Origin of the sequence: Shouchella patagoniensis (assembly GCF_002019705.1) — a bacterium.
Classification (GTDB): Bacteria; Bacillota; Bacilli; order Bacillales; family Bacillaceae_D; genus Shouchella; species Shouchella patagoniensis.
In genome coordinates this window covers 3250429-3271278 of sequence record NZ_KV917377.1, presented here as the reverse complement: position 1 = coordinate 3271278, position 20850 = coordinate 3250429, and the positions used below count along the sequence as shown (strand labels likewise).

The following is a 20850-nucleotide window of genomic DNA, read 5'->3' as shown; positions in this document are numbered from 1 at the left end:
ACCTCACACCTATTGCAGATCTCTAATATCTGTAATAGGTTTAGTTTACATGGATAGATAAAAAAAAGCAAGATTGTTCACTTCACGTCATTCGATTCAATTACAAATTGATAAAGCCCGCTCATTGGATGAGGGGGCTTTATCGAATCTTTTTCTTCTATATTAATTTTTAATTTCACTAATTTGATACGAATACGAGAAGGTACCCGCACTTCGTTTTAGCAACACACTATCTTTACGAAGATGCCTTTTAAGTGTTTCCATTTCTTCAGCATCAATATTTGATAAATCCAGTTGTTCTTCTTCAAACGCTTTAAAATCGCCCACAATAGGAAGACATATATAGGCACTTGTATTTTCTGGAACAGTACCGCTTACAGTATACGTATCCCCTTCTAAATACCAGTCCAATACCAACTTTCCGTAAGGCGTTTCGAGTGATCCTTTTGCCGAAGACAGCCTTGTCGTTGGCTTTGGTGCTAGAATTGATGTTTTATAAGCTGGTTCTACTAAATCAAAACCAGTAATGTTTTGATACATCCAATCTCCAATTGATCCATATGCGTAGTGATTAAATGAGTTCATATCGGTACTCCAAAACGAACCATCTTCCTTAATACTGTCCCAATGTTCCCACATCGTTGTTGCGCCGCGATCAATTTGGTATAACCAAGATGGGTAACTCCTTTGGAAAAGCAAGTCATATGCCACATCTGTGTACCCATTATCAGACAAGGCATGGCATAAATATGGTGTACCAACAAAACCAGTCGTCAAATGGTTGTCATTTTGGCGAATGAGTTTAACCAATTGATCAGCGAGGGCTTGGCGTTCGTGCTTAGGTGCCAATCCAAAGTGAAGCGTCAGTACATAGGCTGTTTGTGTATCCGAGTACAGTTTGCCAATTCCAGTGATATACGTATCTTGAAACGCCTGTTTGATTTTCTTAAACAAGTTCTTGTATTGATGATAATCATCAAGCTTTCCTAATACTCGAGCTGTTTTTGCCAGAAGTTTCGTAGAATAGGCATAATAAGCCGAAGCAACTAGATCATTATCCGTGGCGCCATAGTAGCTGTTTTCTTCAGCATCTAACGCAAGCCAGTCACCTAGCTGAAATTCACCTTGCCATAAAACCCCTGCCTCACTCGTACTACGAATATAATTAACCCATGCTTTCATACTTTCATATTGTTCTGATAACACTCGATCATCCCCGTAGCTTAAATACAGTGTCCAAGGACAAATGACAGCTGCATCTCCCCAAGCTGCACAGTTCCGACCTTGGTTGCCGTTAAACTGACCGTTTAAAATATCAGGAACAACAAATGGGACTGAACCACTCGCACTTTGATTAAACGCTAAATCTCGTAGCCATTTTTGGAAAAAACGCTTCGTTCCCATATTAAAGTTGGCAGTACGGATAAACATTTGAGCATCCCCGGTCCAACCAAGTCGTTCATTTCTTTGTGGACAATCTGTTGGCACATCAACGAAGTTCCCCTTCTGTCCCCACAGAATATTATGTTGAAGCTGGTTAATAGACGTATCGGATGTTTGAAACAGACCTATTTGTTCCATGTTTGAATGAAGGACCAACCCAGTAAAGTCTTCAGCTCGCACGTCTTCTGGAAAACCCGTAAGCTTCACAAATTGAAAACCATGAAACGTAAAGTGAGGCCGATACATTTCTTCACCTTCACCTCTACAAATATAGGAGATGCTTTGTTCAGCCGTTCGCAAATTATCGCGGTAGAAGTTTCCATCGCTATCAAGCACCTCGCCATGTACAAGTTGAACTGTCTGCCCTTCTTCTCCTCTCACTTTCAGTTCAATCACACCGACCATGTTCTGTCCCATGTCGAGCACAAGCTCATCTTTTGGTGTTTTAAACAAACGCTGTGGTGCTAAACGTTCAAACACAGCTACCGGTTCATTTTCCTGCGCAACTAGGTGGCTTTTCGGATAAGAGAAGCCACGCATTTGACCAATAGGTTCAAATGAAATGCGCGCATCATACATTTCACCGTTATAGAGATCTGACATTAGAATCGGCGTCTCAAGCTCTTGCCAGCTTCTATCTGTAATGACCCAATCAACTTCACCATCTTCATACTCAATTCTCATTTGTACAAGTAGCCCATTTTTGTTTCCATACGTATCTTTTTCGCCTGCCCAACCTAAATGTCCGTTATACCAGCCTTCTCCAATAATAGCTCGAAGTTCATTGTTAGCTTGCAAGTAGCTCGTGACATCATACGCTTGATATTGAATTCGGTTATGATAGTTGGTCCAGCCTGGTGTTAACGCATAGTCACTCACTTGAGAACCATTTAACGTGAGTTCATATAACCCTAGGCTTGTAGCATATATAACTGCCTTAAAAACATTTTTTTTAACTTGAAACTCTTTTCCACAAGCGAACGTATTTGCTTCACTCGCATTCGCTGATGTAATCCAGTCAGCTTTCCATTCTTCTACTTTAAGAATTCCCATAGCAAAATATGCACTTTCACTCCAGCCTGATCGTTCATCTTCCGCCCAAACCCGAACGCGCCAGTAATAACCTTTATACGACTCAAGTGGCGGACCATCATACTGAACATGAATGGATTGGTCGGTAAAATCCCGCCTTGACCAAATGACTTCTTGTCCTCCATTGTCTGTCATCACTTGAAGCTCGTAGCGCGTTTGTTTGTAATCCGGACGACTACTCCTTACAATCCAACTAAACCGTGGTGTTTCACAATCTAATCCGATTGGGTTTTCAGTATCTTCACACGTCATTTTCGTTATTGAAATCATGTTATCCACTCCTTATTTTTATCCTTTCACAGCTCCACTTGTCATACCTTTCATAACAAGCTTATTTAAAAATACGTATAAAATTAAAATTGGAACTACCGCTAATGAAATAGACGCAAATGTTGGTCCCCATTCTCTTTGTCCATACTCACCTGCAAAACTCATTAATCCCGTCTGAATTGTACGCAGTTCAGAATCACTAATAAAGCTCATTGCAAAGATCAGATCATTCCAGACAAAGAAAAACTGGACAAGAGCAACAGTGACAATTGCATTTTTTATTAATGGAAATGCGAGCTTAAAGAAGATCTGATAGATCGTAGCTCCATCAACAACAGCTGCTTCAATCAACTCATTTGGAACTGATTTGAAATAACTTGTAAACAAGAAAATGGTGAGTGGCAACCCAAATACAAGATATACCAATCCAAGACCAAACAGACTATTGAGCAAGTTCGCATTAAAATACATTTGGAACAACGGTAACAAGACAATTTGCACAGGAATCATAATACCTGCCAAAAACAGAAGCATAACTACGTTTTTCAACTTCCAACGTAACTTCTCGATTGCAAATGCCGCCATTGAACCAAACAAAATAATGCAAACGAGCGCAGGAAAAGTAACCAAAATGCTGTTACGAAAGTACACACCCATATTCCCTGTGTTCCACGCTTCTACATAGTTGCCAAAATACAGTCCTTCTGGCAATGCATTCATCGAGTTCGTAATAAATTCAGCTGGCTCCTTAAATGAAGACAACAACAACCAAACAATAGGGTACACTGTCATTAACAAAAAGCTTCCAATGAACACTTTACCTATAATGGATAACCCCACTCCCGCTTGCTTGCTTTTTCTTACAGTGTCTTGATCAGTGCCGATCGTTGCTTTCATCCTTACTCCTCCTCCTTATGCGACGTTCTTTCGTGCAAAGCGGTAAATGAATAACGTTACAATTAAACACATAATCAGTAAGTAAACGGCGATTGCACTTCCATACCCGTACTCGCCATATGAGAAGGCTGTGTTGTACATGTACATCGTTAACATCGTTGTGCTGTTCCCAGGCCCACCCCCAGTTAAGGCAACGGCTGATTCAAATACTTTTAAAGTCCCGTTCAAACTGAAAATGACAGCTGATAACAGAATTGGTCGAATCATAGGTAGCACAATGCTTGTTATAAGACGGAATCCGCTCGCTCCGTCAAGTCGAGCTGCTTCAATCACATCATCTGGCACATCAATCAAACCTGTATAAAGGATAATTGCGTAAAAGCCCATCGAACGCCAAATATCCATGAGAACTAACACGCCAAATGCTGTCTCTCCTTGTGCAAGCCAAGCTTGAACATATCCATCTAAGTTCAATGTAACGAGCAAGTCATTGACAAAACCTAACTGTGGTGAATATTCAAAGAGCTTCGAAAAAAGTTGCGCTACCGCAACAGCAGGTAATATAACTGGAAAAAAAATAAGCGTCCGAACTAATGACGAATACTTTTGCAGGAAAAAGACAAACAGCAATGCTAACGCAAGACCAAGGACAACTTGCCCCGTCGTTACAAATGCTGCATATTTGATACTTGCTAGGAGACTATCGATAAAATGGCTATCTGATAAAGCTGTTGTATAATTTGCAAAACCAACAAACTCAAAGCCTCTAATTGGTGAACCATCAAAAAATGAATACCCGATCGACCAAAGCGAAGGCACGATTAATAACAATAAATAAATGAGTAATGCTGGTCCTACAAAGAAGAGGATTGTCTTTTTATTTCCTAATACTTTTTCCATACTCGGTTCCTCCTTTCAAAGGGTTAAGCATATATGCTTAACCCTTTTTTTAATCCATTAATCCTCCAGTGCGCCCATGAACTCTTCAGGTGTCATGGATCCTCCAATCAGTTGTTGTGCGTTTGTTTCGGCAAGTTCTTGTTTTCGCGCGTTAAAAGTTGCTTCAAACCAAAGTGCACTACTTTCTGCTTGTTCAAGTTCATCAAGTACAAGTTGAGTCAACGGATCATCTTCTTCTGGTTCCACACTTGTCGCAAGTCCAGAAACCATTCCATGTTCACTCATCGCATGATCTGCGTAATGAGTATACAAATATTCGAACCAATCCCGTGTGGATTCATCAAATCCAGCTTGAGAAAAAACGGTTATTAAACCAGCATTCATCATGTAGTCCTCAAGCGTTCCTTCTCCCCCTTCAACCAAGGGGACATTAAAGAAACCGATGTTTTCGGGTCCACCAATATGATTTTGATTTTCATCATTCATCTCTCCAAGTGCCCAGCTTCCCATATAATACATCGCGGACTGACCAGTTAAAAAAGAACCAGTTGCCGCATCATAATCCATTGCATTAACCCCTTGACCAAAATAGCCGTTATCATTCATTTCCTGGATCGTTTGTGCTGCTGTAATAAAACCAGAATCTGTAATTGATAAATTCCCGTCTGCTACACGTTGCATCGCATCCACTCCGTAATAGCGCACCGCAAAAGCATTAATCAGCCGGGTAATTGGCCATCGATCTTGACCAGCCAAGGCAAACGGCTGAATCTCATTTTCCAAAAGCACATCGCTAATTTCCATCATTTCATCCCATGTTTGAGGTTCTTCAAGTCCTAATGATTCAAAGATCTCTTTGTTATACCAAAACCCTTCAATATTTAATTCCATTGGTACCGCATACATTTCTCCAGTGCCACTGAGTTGCTGCATTAAATCAATCGCAGCTGGACGCACGGTATCGAGCATATCCGCTTCTTCAAACGCATTCTCGATATTCACTATGTATTCGCCCGCAATTAAGTCATTTAATTGAGCCGATTCATAAACAAACATATCTGGCAGCGCATTACTAGCAGTTAATAGTTGGATGCGCTGAACAATATCCGATTGTTCAATCGTTTCTAAGTTCAAAGAAACATCGGGATTCTCTTCTTGGTACTGTTCCATAATGGGTAATACGATTCGTGGTTGCCCTTGGTTTGCTGTCCGATTCGATAAGTAATTGATCTCACGCTCTTCGCTGCCACCTTGCGTATCTCCATCGGAACTTGAAGAACAGCCAGCGATGAATACCATTGAAGAAAGCAAAACAAGTGGAAAATTCATTTTTCTCATCTTTGTCCCCTCCTTTTTTATCAGTTTAATACGTAGTCCCTCCTAATGTAAGCGCTTCAAAAATTAGTTTATGTCCGAATTTTTTAGGTAGAAAAAAAGCAAGCGTCATTCGCTTGCTTTCTACTCGCCTCTTGTTTTCATTTCACTTGGCAGCATTTGATACTGTTTCTTGAATGTCTCGGAGAAATGACGATACGATTGATAGCCTACTTTCTCACTTACATCTATCACCTTCTCACCCATTAGAAGCAATCGTCTTGCCGTCTCCATTCGGTACTTCGTCAAATATTTTATATACGATAAGCCAATTTCTTTTTTAAACAACGTGCTAAAATAAGAGGCATTCATACCAATATGTTCTGCTACATAATCAATAGTGATGTCCTTACCATAGTATTCTGCAATAAACGTTAATGCTTTTTTAATTGCAACATGATTTGTTTTTGAAAAACTCTCATAACTCCATTGCTGAGCGAACCGTTCATGCTTACGTTCCTGCACCATCGCTCGGTCCAAGGCATCTTCGATCATCGTTACGGTCACTGGTTTAACCAAATAATCGAGTACCCCAAGCTTTAAAGCTCTTTTTGCATATTGAAAATCAGTATGGGCGCTAAAAATAAACAACATTGACTCCGGAGAGATTGGCTTGATTGCCTCTAAAAAATCGAGCCCGTTCATCCCCGGCATTTCAATATCTGTAAAAATTAAGTCGGGTTTCTCACATGCGACAAGTTTCAATGCTTCATCGCCATTACCTGCTGTTCCGACAACTTTGGCGCCTTTTGAGTTCCAATCTACCATTTGTACCATACCATCCACCATAAGCTGCTCATCATCAACAATAATTATTCGTAGCATTGTATCCTCCTTCTTTTAATGCCAAGCGCATCGTTACAACCGTTCCTTGCTGAACTTTACTTACAATCTCAAGTCCACTCTCTTCTCCATAATATAGCTTAATTCGTTCAAGAACGTTATTTAAACCAAACCCTGACATTGCTTTTGCAGTTTGCTCCATACCGACACCGTCATCTTTAATCCGGAACACTAGCATGCCTTCTTCTTCCCGACCTGAAAGTACAACACAACCAGTCCCTATTTTCTTCTCTAAACCATGAACAATTGCATTCTCAATGATTGGCTGTAACAATAGCTTAATGACTTCTCTCTCTAATAAAGAGTCATCGATCTCTTCTACATAGTGAAATTTGTTCTTAAAACGCAAATTTTGAATGGTCATATAGTGCTTAATATGTTCTAACTCTTTCTTTAACGGAATTCGTTCTCTACCGTTGTTTAAGCTAATTTTAAAGCTTTCAGATAAAGAGACTGCCATTTGAGCTATATCTGATTGCTTTTGCATTTGCGCCATCCAATAGATTGATGACAATGTATTATACAAAAAGTGCGGATTAATTTGTGCCTGCAATAACCGCAATTCAGCTTCCTTTTCTCTAAGTTTTGCTTCCATCAACCGTTCACTTAGTTGTTTGTTTTGTGAAGCCACACGTCGAAATGTCCCATCAATTACTTTCAACTCATCCAGTCCACTCTTCTGCTCATCAGATGGGTTGTCAAATAAATTGATAGCGCTATCATATAACTGCGACAATGGTCTACTTAATTTTCTAGACAACGGTATCATCGCCATGATTAAGAGAGCGGATAATATGCCTCCAAGTCCAAATGTCACCGCACCAATATTATTTAATTGCCCCAACAGCTTTCCCTCATCAATTACTGAGTACAATGTCCATCCTGATAAAGGATTCGTATACTCATTAAATATATAATCCTGCGCTTCTAGCGCTCTTGCATTGATTCCTTCTTGAATGCCGGGATCACTTCGTGTATCGAGGACCGTGTGGTCGTTAGCTTGAACAATTAAGTCACCTTCTGCACTCGTGTTTACATCTTCTAGTAATGCTTTATCAATCGTCACAACAAGCAAGCCAATTGTATCAAGTCGGAACTCATCTGGATCCCTCAGTGATTTTACATACGAAAATGTCTCTTGATCATTCCCAAACACATTTACAGAAAATAATAACTCACCGCCATGTTCATCCAATGCATCTAAATACCATTTCTCTGTTTGAAATGTTTGAGCATCTCTTTCTGCAGTCCCACCGTGACATATGGAACGAAACCAATTATCGAATAAACAGACTGAGTCAACATAACGTTGGTCAATCAAATAATTGGATAAAAGCCGCTGCAAGTTCCTGTATGTATCAACACCGATCGTCCCTGCCCCTTCAGTCATCTGTTCGTTACTCCGAATCAATTCTTGCCGAATAGAACGGTCTGCTAATATGAGCCGTTGAATATTAACAATGTCTTCCAGTGAACGATCAATTAATCTACTAGCATTTAAAAGATGCGCTTCATTTCGCTCATTATATGTTTCAATTAAGCTGCGATCAGCTAATTGTTTCGAGACAAAGCCTATAAACAAGATTGGCAAGATCGAAAAAAATAAAAACACGATTAAAATCTTTCGTCGAAACCGTCGAAGTCCTAACCATTGATACACTCGCTGAAACATGCCCGGTTCCCCCTTTTGATTCCTTATTATACGCCTTAATGGAGTTTGGAGGTCAATAGAGTCATCAAAAAAACTAGTAATCATGTAATCTAGTATTCTAACTAATTTTCCCAACTTAAAACATGTTTTAACGCCTCTAATCAGGGTAACTTCCATAAAAAGGAGGTTGGTTCAATGAAAAAACCATTGAGAACACTTACTCTATTTTCTGTCTTCTTTTTCGGATCACATGTAGTTAGTGGTACGAGTGATACCCACGCAATTACACTCAGCGAGGAGGAAAATCAGCTGAAAGTCATGTCTTTTAATTTAAGAAATGGAAACGCAAACGATCCATCTCCACACAGTTGGACAGAACGTCGGCCAACTATTCAGTCTTTTCTAGAGTCTGAGGATGCGGATATAATTGGCACACAAGAAGTACACCATTACCAAGTTACTGAGCTTGATAATGATTTAACAGACTACGACTGGATTGGATTAGGACGTGAAGGTGGAACCTCCGGCGAATTCATGGCAATTTATTATAAGTCTGACCGATTTACACCAGTAGAATCTGGTCATTATTGGCTTTCGGATACACCGGACGTAGTCGGTTCGACATCATGGGGTAATTCTATTCCCAGAATGGTAACATGGGCTAAGTTCCAAGAAGAAGATACGGATGAGCAATTCTATTTTGTAAATACACATTTCGACCACCAATCAGCAGAAGCACAGCGACAAAGCGCAAACCTCATTGCATCAAAGATTACTGATTACGACGAGAATCTTCCAATGATTTTAACGGGTGATTTTAATGCCCCAATTGGTAGTGAACCATATGAAACCTTAACAGCAGAAAACATGTTCCAAGATCCGTGGGACTATGCTGAAACGACAATGAATGAAGACCTCGGAACCTTTAACAACTTTAATGACCCTACAGGGGGAGGTGCAGACAATAAAATCGATTGGGTTCTAACAAGAAACATTCAAGCTACTTCCATTGAAATTAACGATTATCGTAATAATGGTCAATACCCGAGTGATCATTACCCTGTCATCGTTGAATTAGAACTTGGGGAAAACGCGGAATAAACGTACAGTAAAGAAGGAAACAGCTGCGAGCTGCTTCCTTCTTTACTATACTCGGCACGCTTACGACTTTCAGGGGCAAAAAACCATTCTATCAACCAGAAACCTTACATCCCAGCAGCCATTTCTTGTATAAGCTCTAACGCATTTTCTTTATTTTCTGCGTCTCTACGGACTGCTGCTATTTTTGTAGAATTCTCGTCGACAGTGACCCCTGTAAAGGTTGGATTATTTGCCACTTCGAGACCGTAAACGTATTCTGTTGTATCTTCTTCTGCTGTGGCAGAATGCCATTGTTCTTCTGAAATCTGTTCGCTTATTTCATCTAATGGGGCAAACATACCACTGCCCACATAGCGTTCAAATGACTCAAGATCCATAATGTACATATCTGGTTGTTCAGTCGCTAGAATAACTGCGCTTTTTTGTTGCGCGCCAACATCGGTTGTATCAGCCCCATTTATGGCATGAATCGTCGTAATAACCCGTTCCCATGAAGGCATCATCTCAATAATATTTGCTTCCAACATAAGTTCTGCATCTTCATCAGCTGACAAAGTTGAATGTAAATAAGAACCGTAAAACATCATTTCTACATTTTCAGGTGGTAGGCTTGCTAAATACAGTCTTTGTTGATAATTATTCCATAATGTATTGCCAATTCCTATCAGGACTGCCAGTAGAGCAATAACGCCTATTACATGCAATTTGTAATAAGTGAAAAAATGCCCGACCTTGTCTTTAAACGTAGAAGAATGGTTCGGTCCATCCGCTCCGTATGCTCGATAATTTTTAATTGTTTCGTAAGCGATTGTGATGGAATCTAGATCAATTGACGGGTCTGCCTTGTTCTTTCTAATCCATAACATAAATTGCTTCTCAATCGCTTCATCGCTCGCTTCTTCTGTAAGTCCAAAACGTTTATACGCTTCCTGAATTTCCATTATAATCGAACGCCCCATTTCTTAATGAACTTCTGATAGTCAAACGGCCTTTGACCGACTTGCCACCTTCAGGCTCATTAAGCCCCTACACAGGTTAGGCAAATCGAAACGATTTAAAATGAAAATGACTTCCAGGTAAAAAAACAAACGTCACATTTTGTAGTCCCCGGATCTTTTCTAAATCAAAGGCACGCTCTTCATAACCGTCAGACTTATCAAATTCCACCATTTGCTTGCTTTGACATTGCTCGTTTTCAATATGGATGTGAATGGCATTCTTATCAATTGGTGAATATCCGTTAATAAATAACTTCGTTGCTCCCGCGTGAGTGAAATCCAAGTTAGTGAACTCAATCGATACATTATTGCCAATATGTTCGATTGCCTCGTCTGTCTTAGTAAACGAATCACCATAAATGTGATCGCATTCATTAACAAAGTTCACTTCATTAGCCCGATTTTTCTGTTGAAACAAAAAACCCTTTATATGAATTTTTTGATTTACAACAAAACAAATCGAGGTCACACCACGTAGCTTTTTTGATAAGCGATATGTTTCTTCTTGATAAACATTCCATTTTGATTCTTTTTGGTACGTAAAATCTCCTAGTAGCTCGCTGCCTGCTTCACCAGGGATGCCTTCCCATATTTGCAGTGTGTAAAGATCACTTGATAAAGCAAAAATCGGGATTGTAATTGTATCTGAACCATTGCGACCAAAATCAATTGATGAGAATCCAACTTGCGTCTCTCCATCACGGCTTGTCGCGACACCTCTCTCATTTCCATTGCTTACTTCACCATTGCTAAAATCATACAAGCCTGCTGAAATAAATTCGTATGGGTCTTTATATGCCATTCCTAACCCTTGTGCAGAAAACTCTAATTCAGAAATCAGTTTGATTTTGTTTGTTCCATTTTTACTCGTACAACGCAATCTAAAATGACCGTCACCAACTGCCGTAACGATTGCCTCTTGTCCTCGCGCTTCTACTTTTGCAATAGTTGATTCAATCCCCACATCGTTTACCACACTCCATTCAATTTCTCGATACGAAGTTGTTTCTGGAAATAATTGCACTTGAACAACCTTTCTGTTGTTGGTCGCATCAAAACGTTGTCCAGAGTGACTAGAAAGCGCAATTTTGCGAAGAGGGGTTTCTTTCATTGTACCAGTTTCAATCGCTCTTTCCCTATTTTTTGTTGATGCAGAAATTCCTACGACCGCATTCTGGCTACGCACTGCCTGAAATTGAATCTGTGCACTCGTAAGTCCTTCGGAGAAAACGTCACATTGGATCTCTCCCGCTTCAAGTGTTGCCGCTACAATTGCCATTAACTTGCCACTAAATAGGCGACGACTAACACCTTTGTATTGATCATAATCCGTGCTATCGCCATTATCTAAACCAACTAAGCGTCCTGCTCCTGTGATATGGACAGTCACTCGGTTGGTCCCGTTTTCAACTAGGTTGCCCCACTGATCTTCCACACTAATTTCAACAAAGATTAAGTCCTCACCATTAGCTACAAGACTTGCTTTATCTGCTTTTAAACGAATGCTTTGTGCATCGCCAAACGATCGAGTCACATCCGTTGCGATAATCTGACCTTCATCGTCATAAGCAATTGCTTTTAATTCTCCAGATTGATATGGAATTTTCCAGTGTCCGATAAGTTTTGTCCCGTGTTTATGATCCAACAGTTGCAGGCCTTGTGACTGGCCATTCAGCAGCACTTCAACTTGTGAGGCATTGGAGCAAACTCTTACATCAATAAGCTGCCCTTCATTAAAGTCCCAAAACGGAAAAAGATGAACCATTGGTCTTTTTTGAACATCGGTCCATGCTGCTTGATACATATAATAGGAATCTTTTTTAAACGTAGCTGTATCGAGCTGACCGAAGTAGGCGTTTTTTGTATGGTACGGTGTTGGCTCACCGATATAATCAAAACCGCTCCAAATAAATTGTCCAAGCGAAAAGGGGGCATCTCGTTCAGCAATAAGACAAGCCTCTACCGATTTAGCACCCCAACTTGTTGAACTGTTTCCAAGCGCCGAACATTGTTCATCGTCGTCGGCCAAAATTGGCTTTTCAAATGGAAAATGATAGATACCTCGACTCTGTACAATCGCTGCCGTCTCACTTCCATAAATGATCCAATCTGGATGGAGTTGGTGATGCTTGTGGTAATACTTGTCCCCGTAATTATAACCTACGACTCCCACGATTTCCGCACATGCTTGTGCGTTTTCCCAGGGCATATAGTTTGAGCCAATCGTTACTTTTCCATTTTCGTTTGGATCGTATTTTTTCACTTCATTCATGAGCATTTTCGTTATTTCTTGCCCTCTTTCACTTGCATGTGTATCGTAAATTTCATTGCCTATGCTCCACATAAGTAGACTAGGATGATTTCGATCACGTTTAACCCAGCTCTTTATATCGGCTAGAGCCCATTCATTAAAGAACCGTCCATAATCATATGTTGTTTTTGATCTTTCCCACATATCAAAAGCTTCCGTTACAATAAGAAGACCCATTTCATCCGCTAAGTCCATCCATTCTTTTGCCGGCATGTTATGAGCTGTTCGAATTGCATTTACACCCATCTCTTTTAACAAATTAAATCTTCTTTTTTGAGCCGTTCGATTAAAAGCAGCTCCTAAAGCACCTAAATCGTGGTGTTCACATGTTCCATTTAATTTCAACTTTCTTTCATTTAAGAAAAATCCCTCTTTCGGATCAAGCTTGATTGTTCGAAAGCCAATACGTTGGACGATCGATTCCATTTTCTCTGGCGGCTTCACACCTATTAATTCTGTATGAAGAGAATAAAGATTCGGACTCTCGATATCCCATCGTTTCGGTGATTTAATAAACATAGTTTGATGGTTCATTCGCACAGAAGAGCCGCCTGCGTAAATCATTTCAGCAGTAAGAGAAATTTCTTGATCGTCTTGGTCCAAGAGCCGATGTATCAGTTTTACATCTTCATTCAGGTTTAGCTCTGTTTTAATGTCCACAAGCCATCCGTTTTCTTGTTTGTCTGTGGTGATGTAGATGCCGTCTGTAACGATATGATTGGTTCCCCTTGTTTTTAACCATACGTCTCGATTGATACCAGCTCCTGGGTACCAGCGGCTGTTCGGACTCTGAAACATCACTTTCACAATAATTTCATTTTCTCCATCGACTAGCTGATCTGTTACATCATGTTCAAAAGAAGAATACCCATACTTCCATTCGCCTACAGCATTTTGATTTACATAAACGGTTGAATCCATATAAACGCCATTGAAGCACAACAAGACTTGTTCTGCCCTCTTCTTGTAAACAAATCGTTTTCGGTACCACCCGATACTGTTTTCATAGAGATCTAACGTATTGTTGATTTGCCAATCATGAGGAATATCAACTGCTTCAAATAATAAGTCGCTGTAGTCATCCTTTTCTAAAACGCTCTTTGCAAACTCCCATCCATCATTAAAGCGCACCTTCTTGTTCATCGTATTTCCCCTGCTTTCCATCCTTATTTCATCCTTTAATTAACTGGCTTGCGACTGCTCAACGAACTGTGCCTTCACATCTTTGCGAACCGTTTGACTGTTCAACACAACCACATAACAAATGAGGCTTGCGATAAACAAGAGAATAAAGTCAGATAAAACACTCATTAGAAAGAAAGCAATAATGGCAATTGCAATATTTCCAGTCGTCGCCTTTACCTTCATAAAACTATAATAAACAGCTAGTCGATAAACATCCCTTACCCTGAAATGAAACTGGGCATGGATATAAAATACATAGAAAGAAAAAGTACTAATTAAAAGCAAGGCGATTAAAAAGACACCTGCTAATACTTGGCTCATTGAAGAATAATTTGCATTAAAATAATAAACATCAACAGCAAGAATAAATAAAACAGTAAGAAGCGGCAACCACACCTTCATTGAGCTTACAAAGTCATTTTTATAACTTTTAAAAAAATCTTTTGTCGGAACGATTTCCTTCTCACGTACTAACTTGCTCACTGTCGAGAACATCGCTGTTATTGCTGGACCTGAAGGAATTAGCGCAAGAAAGTAGATTGCCATATTTGAGAAACTAGGGATTAGCAATAGAAAAACCATGATGAATAAACTATTACATAATATGAAATAAACATTAATAAGAGCTAACGCATAAATATGATTTGTCACTATCGACAGGATCCCTTGACCAAATTCTCTGCCATTCTCACTCATCATCTGCACATCCTTTTCTTGTCTTGTGTAGAAAATGAGAGAAACCTGCCTGAAAACAGGCAGATTTGTCTCATTACTAGTATTTTTACTGTTCTTGATACACACTATTTGCTAGATCAAGGAAGTTTTGTAGTCCTCTTGATTCCAGCTCTTGCACGTAATCATCCCACTCCTCCAAATCCCTTGTGCCTAAAATAAATTGAAGCGTGTTTTGCCTCACATGGTCTGTTAACGGTGTGCTAAGCAACGTTGCTTGCTCAAGCTCCATCGCATTGTATTTAATTGGTGGATCTGGCATTAGTGGTTCTTTTGTAGCAAGCATCTCTTCTTGGAACTCAATTTCTTCATCATTCATCATTGAATGCAACAGTTCAGTAGAGCCCCCATAAGAAAAATTCCCACCAGAAAATCCGAAATCTGCATTAAGAGCTTTTGTGCCATCAGGGTTTAAACCAACATAGTTTACATCATCAGCTAGCTGTCTATTTCCATCGCTATCTTTCGTAAACGTTTCTCCTTCTACTCCCCATTTTGTAAATTCTTTTGCTTCAGGGCTATAGAAAAACCAATCAACAAATTGCATCATCGCTTCGAAGTTTGGATCTTCTTTTGCTTTTGCATTAATCATAACGCCATTTTCTAATTTAGAGCCCCCCATTACACCACCTAATGGTCCAGCTGGTACAGGAATTTTCTTTATCTCAAAATTGTCTTCACCTAACGTCTCATTCATATCATTACGATAATCAATCACTGTTTGTGAGTTCGTATTAATGACAAATGAATCGCCGTTTACTAATTTTTGTTGAGCTTGTTGATCTTCTTGTGTCACACTTTCTTTATCTAATAAACCTTTCTCTACCAAACCATGGAAATAAGTTACAAAATCTTTATGGGCATCAGTTGCCGGAGCAAAATAAAACTCCTCATTATCGTGGTCAAATTTAAGCCCACTTCCTAATCCCCAACCAGCTACTGTGCCAAACGTTGGTGCAGCGATATTCATCGTGCTTTCGAATGTAAATCGATCAGAGAAAGGGGTAACATCCGGGTATGCTTCTTTCATCTCTTCTAGCACAACTTCTAAGTCATCCCACGTTTCGGGTACATCAAGACCCAACTCTTCTAAAATATCCATTCGCATCGCTAGTGTATAATCTGGCCAAACGTTTTCATGCATTCCCGGTAAAACATAATAATTACCATCTTCTTGTTCTAATGTTTCTAAGTAAGGCTCCATCTCGTATTCTTCTATCGCCGCTGTAAAATGGGGCATAAGATGTAAATATTCACTTACAGGTAAAATCGCTCCAGAGGAAACAAATGGTGATTCTTCACCTGGATAGGTTTTTGGAATAATAAATGGTGCATCCCCACCACTTATAAGCAAGCTTCGTTTCTCCGTGTAATCACTCATAGGCACAATGGTCATATCTAAAGACACATTTGTCCGTGCCTCTAATTCTTCAAACAACAACCAATCGCTTTTATACGGATAGTTTGGGTGATCACTAAAAAGCATTGAGAATGTGATTGGTTCGGTCGCTTTGAATTGGTCGCCAGCTGCATATTCTTCCATCGCCGCTCCACTTACTTCTCCTTCAACAGAACCAGGTTCATCGGTATTGCCACTACAAGCTGCCAACGCCGCTACCGCAAGTAAGCTAGACATTGCTAACAATGAGACTTTTAACCCTTTTTTCACTTTTTTATCCCCCTTAGTTTAAATAGACTCAATTACGAAACGATCAACATCCTCGCTTATTAGTCACCTCCACACCTATATATAAAACGCTTACATTATTCTTCCAGGCTCACGTAGATTGAATCTACGTTACCCTTTTACAGAACCTAACATCACGCCTGAAACAAAGTACTTTTGAATGTATGGATAAACACAGAGAATAGGCAATACGGTTAAGACCATTGTTACTGACTTAATGTTAGATGATATTTGATTTAAGTTATCCGCACTTGTTGCCCCTGTTGAGAGCGTTCCTTCTACACCTTTTATCATGTTTCTTAAGTACATTGAAACTGGGAATAGATCTTTGTCACTGAAGTAAAGAAAAGCAGGGAACCAAGAGTTCCAATGTGTTACCGCATAAAAGAGCATCATTGTCGCTAAAATTGGCTTTGATAGAGGCAACACAATCTTAAGTAAAATCCCATATGTGTTTGATCCATCAACAATCGCTGCCTCTTCAAGTTCTTCCGGTATGTTTTCAAAAAATGTTTTCATAATGAGTAAGTTAAAGACGCTAATTGCGCCTGGAATAACAATTGCCCAAATCGTATTACCAAAACCTAAACTACTAATTAATACATAGTTAGGAATTAACCCGCCGTTAAAGAACATCGTAAAAACAACAAACATAATAATGAAGTTTCTACCTCTTAAACGCCTTTTTGAAAGGGGATAAGCGAGCATTGTTGATAAAACAAGTGAGATTGCAGTCCCAACAACGGTATATATAACGGTATTTTTATAATTAGTCCAGAACATATTATCGCTCATAACGACTCGGTACGTATCAATATTAAAGCCTTGAGGGATTAAATTGACATTACCCGCAACAATATTTGCTTCTGAACTAAACGATTGAGCAACAATATTTAAAAAGGGGTATAGCGTTACAAAGATAATGAGCAACATCAGTGCTGCATTAAAAAACTTAAAAATTCGATACTGAATTGATTCCTGCATCAAGTACCCTCCTTACCACAAGCTGTTATCAGTTACTTTTCTTGATAGGAAATTCGCTCCAAAGACTAATATCAATCCAATTAAAGCTTCAAATAAGCCAATCGCCGTCCCGTAACTAAAGCTGGCTGATTGAATTCCAATTCGGTAAACATAAGTAGCAATTACATCAGCTGTTTCGTAAATAAGCGGATTGTAGAGTAATAGAATTTTTTCAAAGCCGACTTGCAAGAAGTTCCCGATGTTCAAGATTAATAAGACAACAATTGTAGGTAGGATGCCCGGTATTGTAATATGAAGCGTTTGTTTCCAGCGATTTGCTCCGTCAATTCGAGCAGCTTCATACAACTCATCATTAATTCCAGTTAATGCAGCAAGATAAAGAATCGCACCCCAACCGGTTGTTTGCCACACATCTGAAGAAATAAAAATCGTGCGGAACCATTCAGGCATTTGGATGAAGCTATATCGGTTTCCAGTAAAGAACTCTACTAAGTTATTTATTGACCCGTTTACCGAAACGAGTTCTAATACCATCCCTGCGACAACGACCATCGAGAAAAAGTGAGGCAGATAAGAAGTTGTCTGTACAAATCGTTTGAACCCTTTTCGCTTAATTTCATTTAGAAGCAAAGCAAAAATGATTGGTATAGGAAATGTAATGACTAGTAAAAGCAAGGCTAAGATAAGCGTATTTTGAAAGACCGCAAAGAAAGTCGGATCATTCAGAAACATCTGGAAGTAGTATAGTCCTACCCATTCCTCTCCAATGATGTTCCCCCCAGGGACAAAGCGTCTAAACGCGATAATATTGCCAAACATGGGTCCATATTTAAAAATAATGAAATAGAGGATGGGGATTAACAATAGCGAATACAATTGCCAATCTTTTTTTAAGATTTTTTTCGCTCTTCCCCACTTTGTACTTTCCCTTAATGATTGCATGCTTAAATCTTTTGCTACTTGCTGCACATGTCATGCCCCCCTTACTTTAAATGCCTTCTCATTTAATGAGCTTTCAAAAAGAATTGATTCACAAAACTTAGTTTAATGATCAAATTAAGTAGGTAAAAAAGAAACCGTTTTCACAAAACGGACTTCTTTTTTAGCAAACATCTATGGGTTAATCTGATCTAACTAGAATGCTAATATATCAGTATGATATCCTCAATTTTCAGAAATGTCAACACGTTAAACAGAAACTTACTGTCAATTTAACAACCTATTTTTCGATTGGCAGTTATTTATTCAACTTTTATAATAGTAGATGTTCAGAAATTGGTCCAAAACTTAAAAAAAGAAGGGATATGAGTTTACTACTCCCTTCATAAATAAATCTTAAGAGAAATAAGTCGGATAATTTAATCTTAACTGGTCTTTTTCATAATTAACGGCTTCTAAGTGGTCATTCATTACTTTTACAGCTAATTCAATGTCTTGATTACGAATTGCCTCGAATATATTTTTGTGCTGCGAGACAATTCCCGTCCATTCAGGGTTTGAAGCTAACCTTAGAACTCGCAGCCGATCAAAATGACTGTTCATTTGTCGAATCATCTTCCAAGATCGATTTTTCTTACACCCTTCAAATAATGTCCGATGGTACTCTTCATCAAGTTCAAATAACCGTTGATGCGTTCCTTTTTCTAAGCACAACTCTTGCATTGCTAAGTTGCTTTCTAATTGAAATAATTGGTCTGCGCCAAAGGATAAGCACGCCTCTTTAACAATTGCGGCTTCAATTTTCTGTCTGACAAAACGCCCTTCTTCAACCAATTCTAAGCTTATATACGATACAAATGTGCCACTTTGTGGAAAGACATCTAATAAATCTTCTTGCGCAAGCATCAAAAAGGCTTCTCGAACCGGTGTCTTACTTACTTCAAGTAACTTCGCTACTTCTTTTTCAGAAATTTTCTTTCCTGGCTCTAATTCCAAGTTAATAATTTGATTCTTAATCGTCTGATATACAAAATCCCTAGTAGAACCGTTTACTCTCTTCGTATCAATCGTAGAAATCGTTCCCACCCACTCTCTTAACAAATTCGTACGCTTCTTACACTTTAATCATACTAGTATGTCAGTTACAGCTATTATATTTTATATTGTTATAAATTTCAATCATTTGCAACCCGAGAGAACGTTACAGTAAAAAAGATAAACCGAAGTCTATCTTTTTAATAAAACATATATTATATCTTCATTTACTTAATCATAATAACCATCTTAATCTACTTGATGCAACAAATCCTGTAGTGTCTCTGTTTCTGCAACCGATCATTCAAGCAAGGAAGGTTCGCCATCATCTCTTTTTATAACCGTATTATCGCCAACAAATGCCCGTACTTCGTTAAAAATCTCTGGATCTGAACTTGTCTAATGCCATTGGAACTCTATGTCTGATGCGAGAAAGCGAGTAACTCAAAACGAGTTTTGCTCTTCAGTTGTTTCCTCATCAACGCACAAACGGTTCTTCCACCGCCTCTCTTAACAGCTCTCCGTAAGCCTTTACTTTCCGAAATGTATTTCCCATCATTTCCTTTTTACGATAGTTGCGTAATTTGTCTAAATCGAACTCTGCCATAAACAGTCCTTCACTTGTTTCGTCTGCCATCATCACGGTATTATCCATTGCTTTCCCGTTCTCATCCCAACAAATTGGGCTAAATGCACAAGAAAAACCTGCATTTTCTCGAGGAGGGTTCGCCATAACTATACCTGTCATATTTTCATACGCTCTCGTTGATAGCGCCTGTACTCTTGGGGCCATCGTCTCACAATCATTTGGTACTAAAATGAGTTCTGCGCCTTTCAACATTAAAATTCGAGCACTTTCTGGATATTCTCTATCATAACAAATCATAATGCCTATCTGCACACCGTCCACGTTGCATACGTGAAATGAATTACCAGACTCCAACATCTTTTCATCAGCAAAATCACATGTGTGAACTTTGTCATATTGAAAAGCGATTTCCCCTGCTTTATTAATAACAAAAGCACTATTGCGCGGAGCTTTTTCTCCTTTTGTATAACCAGTAATAACAATAGCAATTTGAAGTTGCTTGGCAAGGTTACAAAACGCCTGCACATGTGGACTTTCTTTAGTTAATGCTTCTTCACGCCACTTTATAAACGAAGGGTCGTCTTTTAAGTCCGCATATGGTTTATTGAGATCTGGGAACTCATATCCAGTAATCCAACATTCAGGAAATAGGACCATATCCGCTCCTTTTGATTTTGCTTCATGAACAAACGCGAGTCCATCTTTCGTATTTCGCTGTTCGTTATACGGATCACGTTTCGCTTGCACAACTGCAATACGAAATTGCTTCATTTAATTATCACCTTTCTTTCTAAGTGGGTAGCACTCCATTCGTGCTTT

Annotated in this window: 15 protein-coding genes; 1 reads left to right on the top strand and 14 read right to left on the bottom strand. The window is 39.2% G+C overall.

Going from position 1 to position 20850, the window contains the following annotated elements:
- Positions 1 to 162: 162 nt before the first annotated feature.
- The 6 genes from BK584_RS17105 to BK584_RS17080 all read right to left on the bottom strand — a co-directional run bounded on the left by BK584_RS17105 (position 163) and on the right by BK584_RS17080 (position 8491).
- Positions 163 to 2805 carry an alpha-L-rhamnosidase gene (locus BK584_RS17105; RefSeq protein WP_078393698.1) on the bottom strand — a complete coding sequence of 881 codons (2643 nt, stop codon included), beginning with the start codon at positions 2803 to 2805 and terminating at the stop codon, positions 163 to 165.
- A gap of 18 nt (positions 2806 to 2823) precedes the next feature.
- The gene (locus tag BK584_RS17100; protein ID WP_078393697.1) at positions 2824 to 3702 is read right to left on the bottom strand and encodes a carbohydrate ABC transporter permease; all 879 of its coding nucleotides are present in this window, start codon (positions 3700 to 3702) and stop codon (positions 2824 to 2826) included.
- 15 nt (positions 3703 to 3717) lie between these two features.
- On the bottom strand, positions 3718 to 4602 hold the full coding sequence (locus BK584_RS17095; RefSeq protein ID WP_078393696.1) for a carbohydrate ABC transporter permease: 885 nt from the start codon (positions 4600 to 4602) through the stop codon (positions 3718 to 3720).
- Positions 4603 to 4659: 57 nt separating this feature from the next.
- Positions 4660 to 5940 (bottom strand): ABC transporter substrate-binding protein, encoded by a 1281-nt coding sequence (locus BK584_RS17090; RefSeq protein ID WP_078393695.1) that lies wholly within the window; start codon positions 5938 to 5940, stop codon positions 4660 to 4662.
- A gap of 120 nt (positions 5941 to 6060) precedes the next feature.
- Entirely contained in the window at positions 6061 to 6801 is a 741-nt protein-coding gene (locus BK584_RS17085; RefSeq protein ID WP_078393694.1) for a response regulator transcription factor, read from the bottom strand.
- Positions 6779 to 8491, bottom strand: coding sequence for a sensor histidine kinase (locus BK584_RS17080; RefSeq protein ID WP_169871336.1), 1713 nt, complete (start codon positions 8489 to 8491; stop codon positions 6779 to 6781). The genes BK584_RS17085 and BK584_RS17080 overlap by 23 nt, the downstream gene beginning before the upstream one ends.
- A gap of 174 nt (positions 8492 to 8665) precedes the next feature.
- Between BK584_RS17080 and BK584_RS17075 the strand changes: the two genes are divergently transcribed.
- Positions 8666 to 9571 carry an endonuclease/exonuclease/phosphatase family protein gene (locus tag BK584_RS17075; RefSeq protein ID WP_078393692.1) on the top strand — a complete coding sequence of 302 codons (906 nt, stop codon included), beginning with the start codon at positions 8666 to 8668 and terminating at the stop codon, positions 9569 to 9571.
- 104 nt (positions 9572 to 9675) lie between these two features.
- Here BK584_RS17075 and BK584_RS17070 read toward each other — a convergent pair whose 3' ends face one another.
- The 8 genes from BK584_RS17070 to BK584_RS17035 form a co-directional block, all read right to left on the bottom strand.
- The gene (locus tag BK584_RS17070) at positions 9676 to 10530 is read right to left on the bottom strand and encodes a hypothetical protein (protein WP_078393691.1); all 855 of its coding nucleotides are present in this window, start codon (positions 10528 to 10530) and stop codon (positions 9676 to 9678) included.
- 76 nt (positions 10531 to 10606) lie between these two features.
- Positions 10607 to 14023, bottom strand: a complete 3417-nt coding sequence (locus tag BK584_RS17065; protein ID WP_078395708.1) for a glycoside hydrolase family 2 TIM barrel-domain containing protein — start codon at positions 14021 to 14023, stop codon at positions 10607 to 10609.
- Positions 14024 to 14062: 39 nt separating this feature from the next.
- Positions 14063 to 14761 carry a YesL family protein gene (locus BK584_RS17060; protein ID WP_169871334.1) on the bottom strand — a complete coding sequence of 233 codons (699 nt, stop codon included), beginning with the start codon at positions 14759 to 14761 and terminating at the stop codon, positions 14063 to 14065.
- A gap of 85 nt (positions 14762 to 14846) precedes the next feature.
- Positions 14847 to 16466 carry an ABC transporter substrate-binding protein gene (locus tag BK584_RS17055; protein WP_245808892.1) on the bottom strand — a complete coding sequence of 540 codons (1620 nt, stop codon included), beginning with the start codon at positions 16464 to 16466 and terminating at the stop codon, positions 14847 to 14849.
- A 129-nt stretch (positions 16467 to 16595) separates the two neighbouring features.
- On the bottom strand, positions 16596 to 17468 hold the full coding sequence (locus tag BK584_RS17050) for a carbohydrate ABC transporter permease (protein ID WP_078393689.1): 873 nt from the start codon (positions 17466 to 17468) through the stop codon (positions 16596 to 16598).
- A 12-nt stretch (positions 17469 to 17480) separates the two neighbouring features.
- Positions 17481 to 18410 (bottom strand): ABC transporter permease, encoded by a 930-nt coding sequence (locus BK584_RS17045; RefSeq protein WP_078395704.1) that lies wholly within the window; start codon positions 18408 to 18410, stop codon positions 17481 to 17483.
- A gap of 393 nt (positions 18411 to 18803) precedes the next feature.
- On the bottom strand, positions 18804 to 19508 hold the full coding sequence (locus BK584_RS17040) for a GntR family transcriptional regulator (RefSeq protein ID WP_245808891.1): 705 nt from the start codon (positions 19506 to 19508) through the stop codon (positions 18804 to 18806).
- A 412-nt stretch (positions 19509 to 19920) separates the two neighbouring features.
- Entirely contained in the window at positions 19921 to 20802 is an 882-nt protein-coding gene (locus tag BK584_RS17035; protein ID WP_078393688.1) for a carbon-nitrogen hydrolase family protein, read from the bottom strand.
- Between the last annotated feature and the right edge of the window lie 48 nt (positions 20803 to 20850).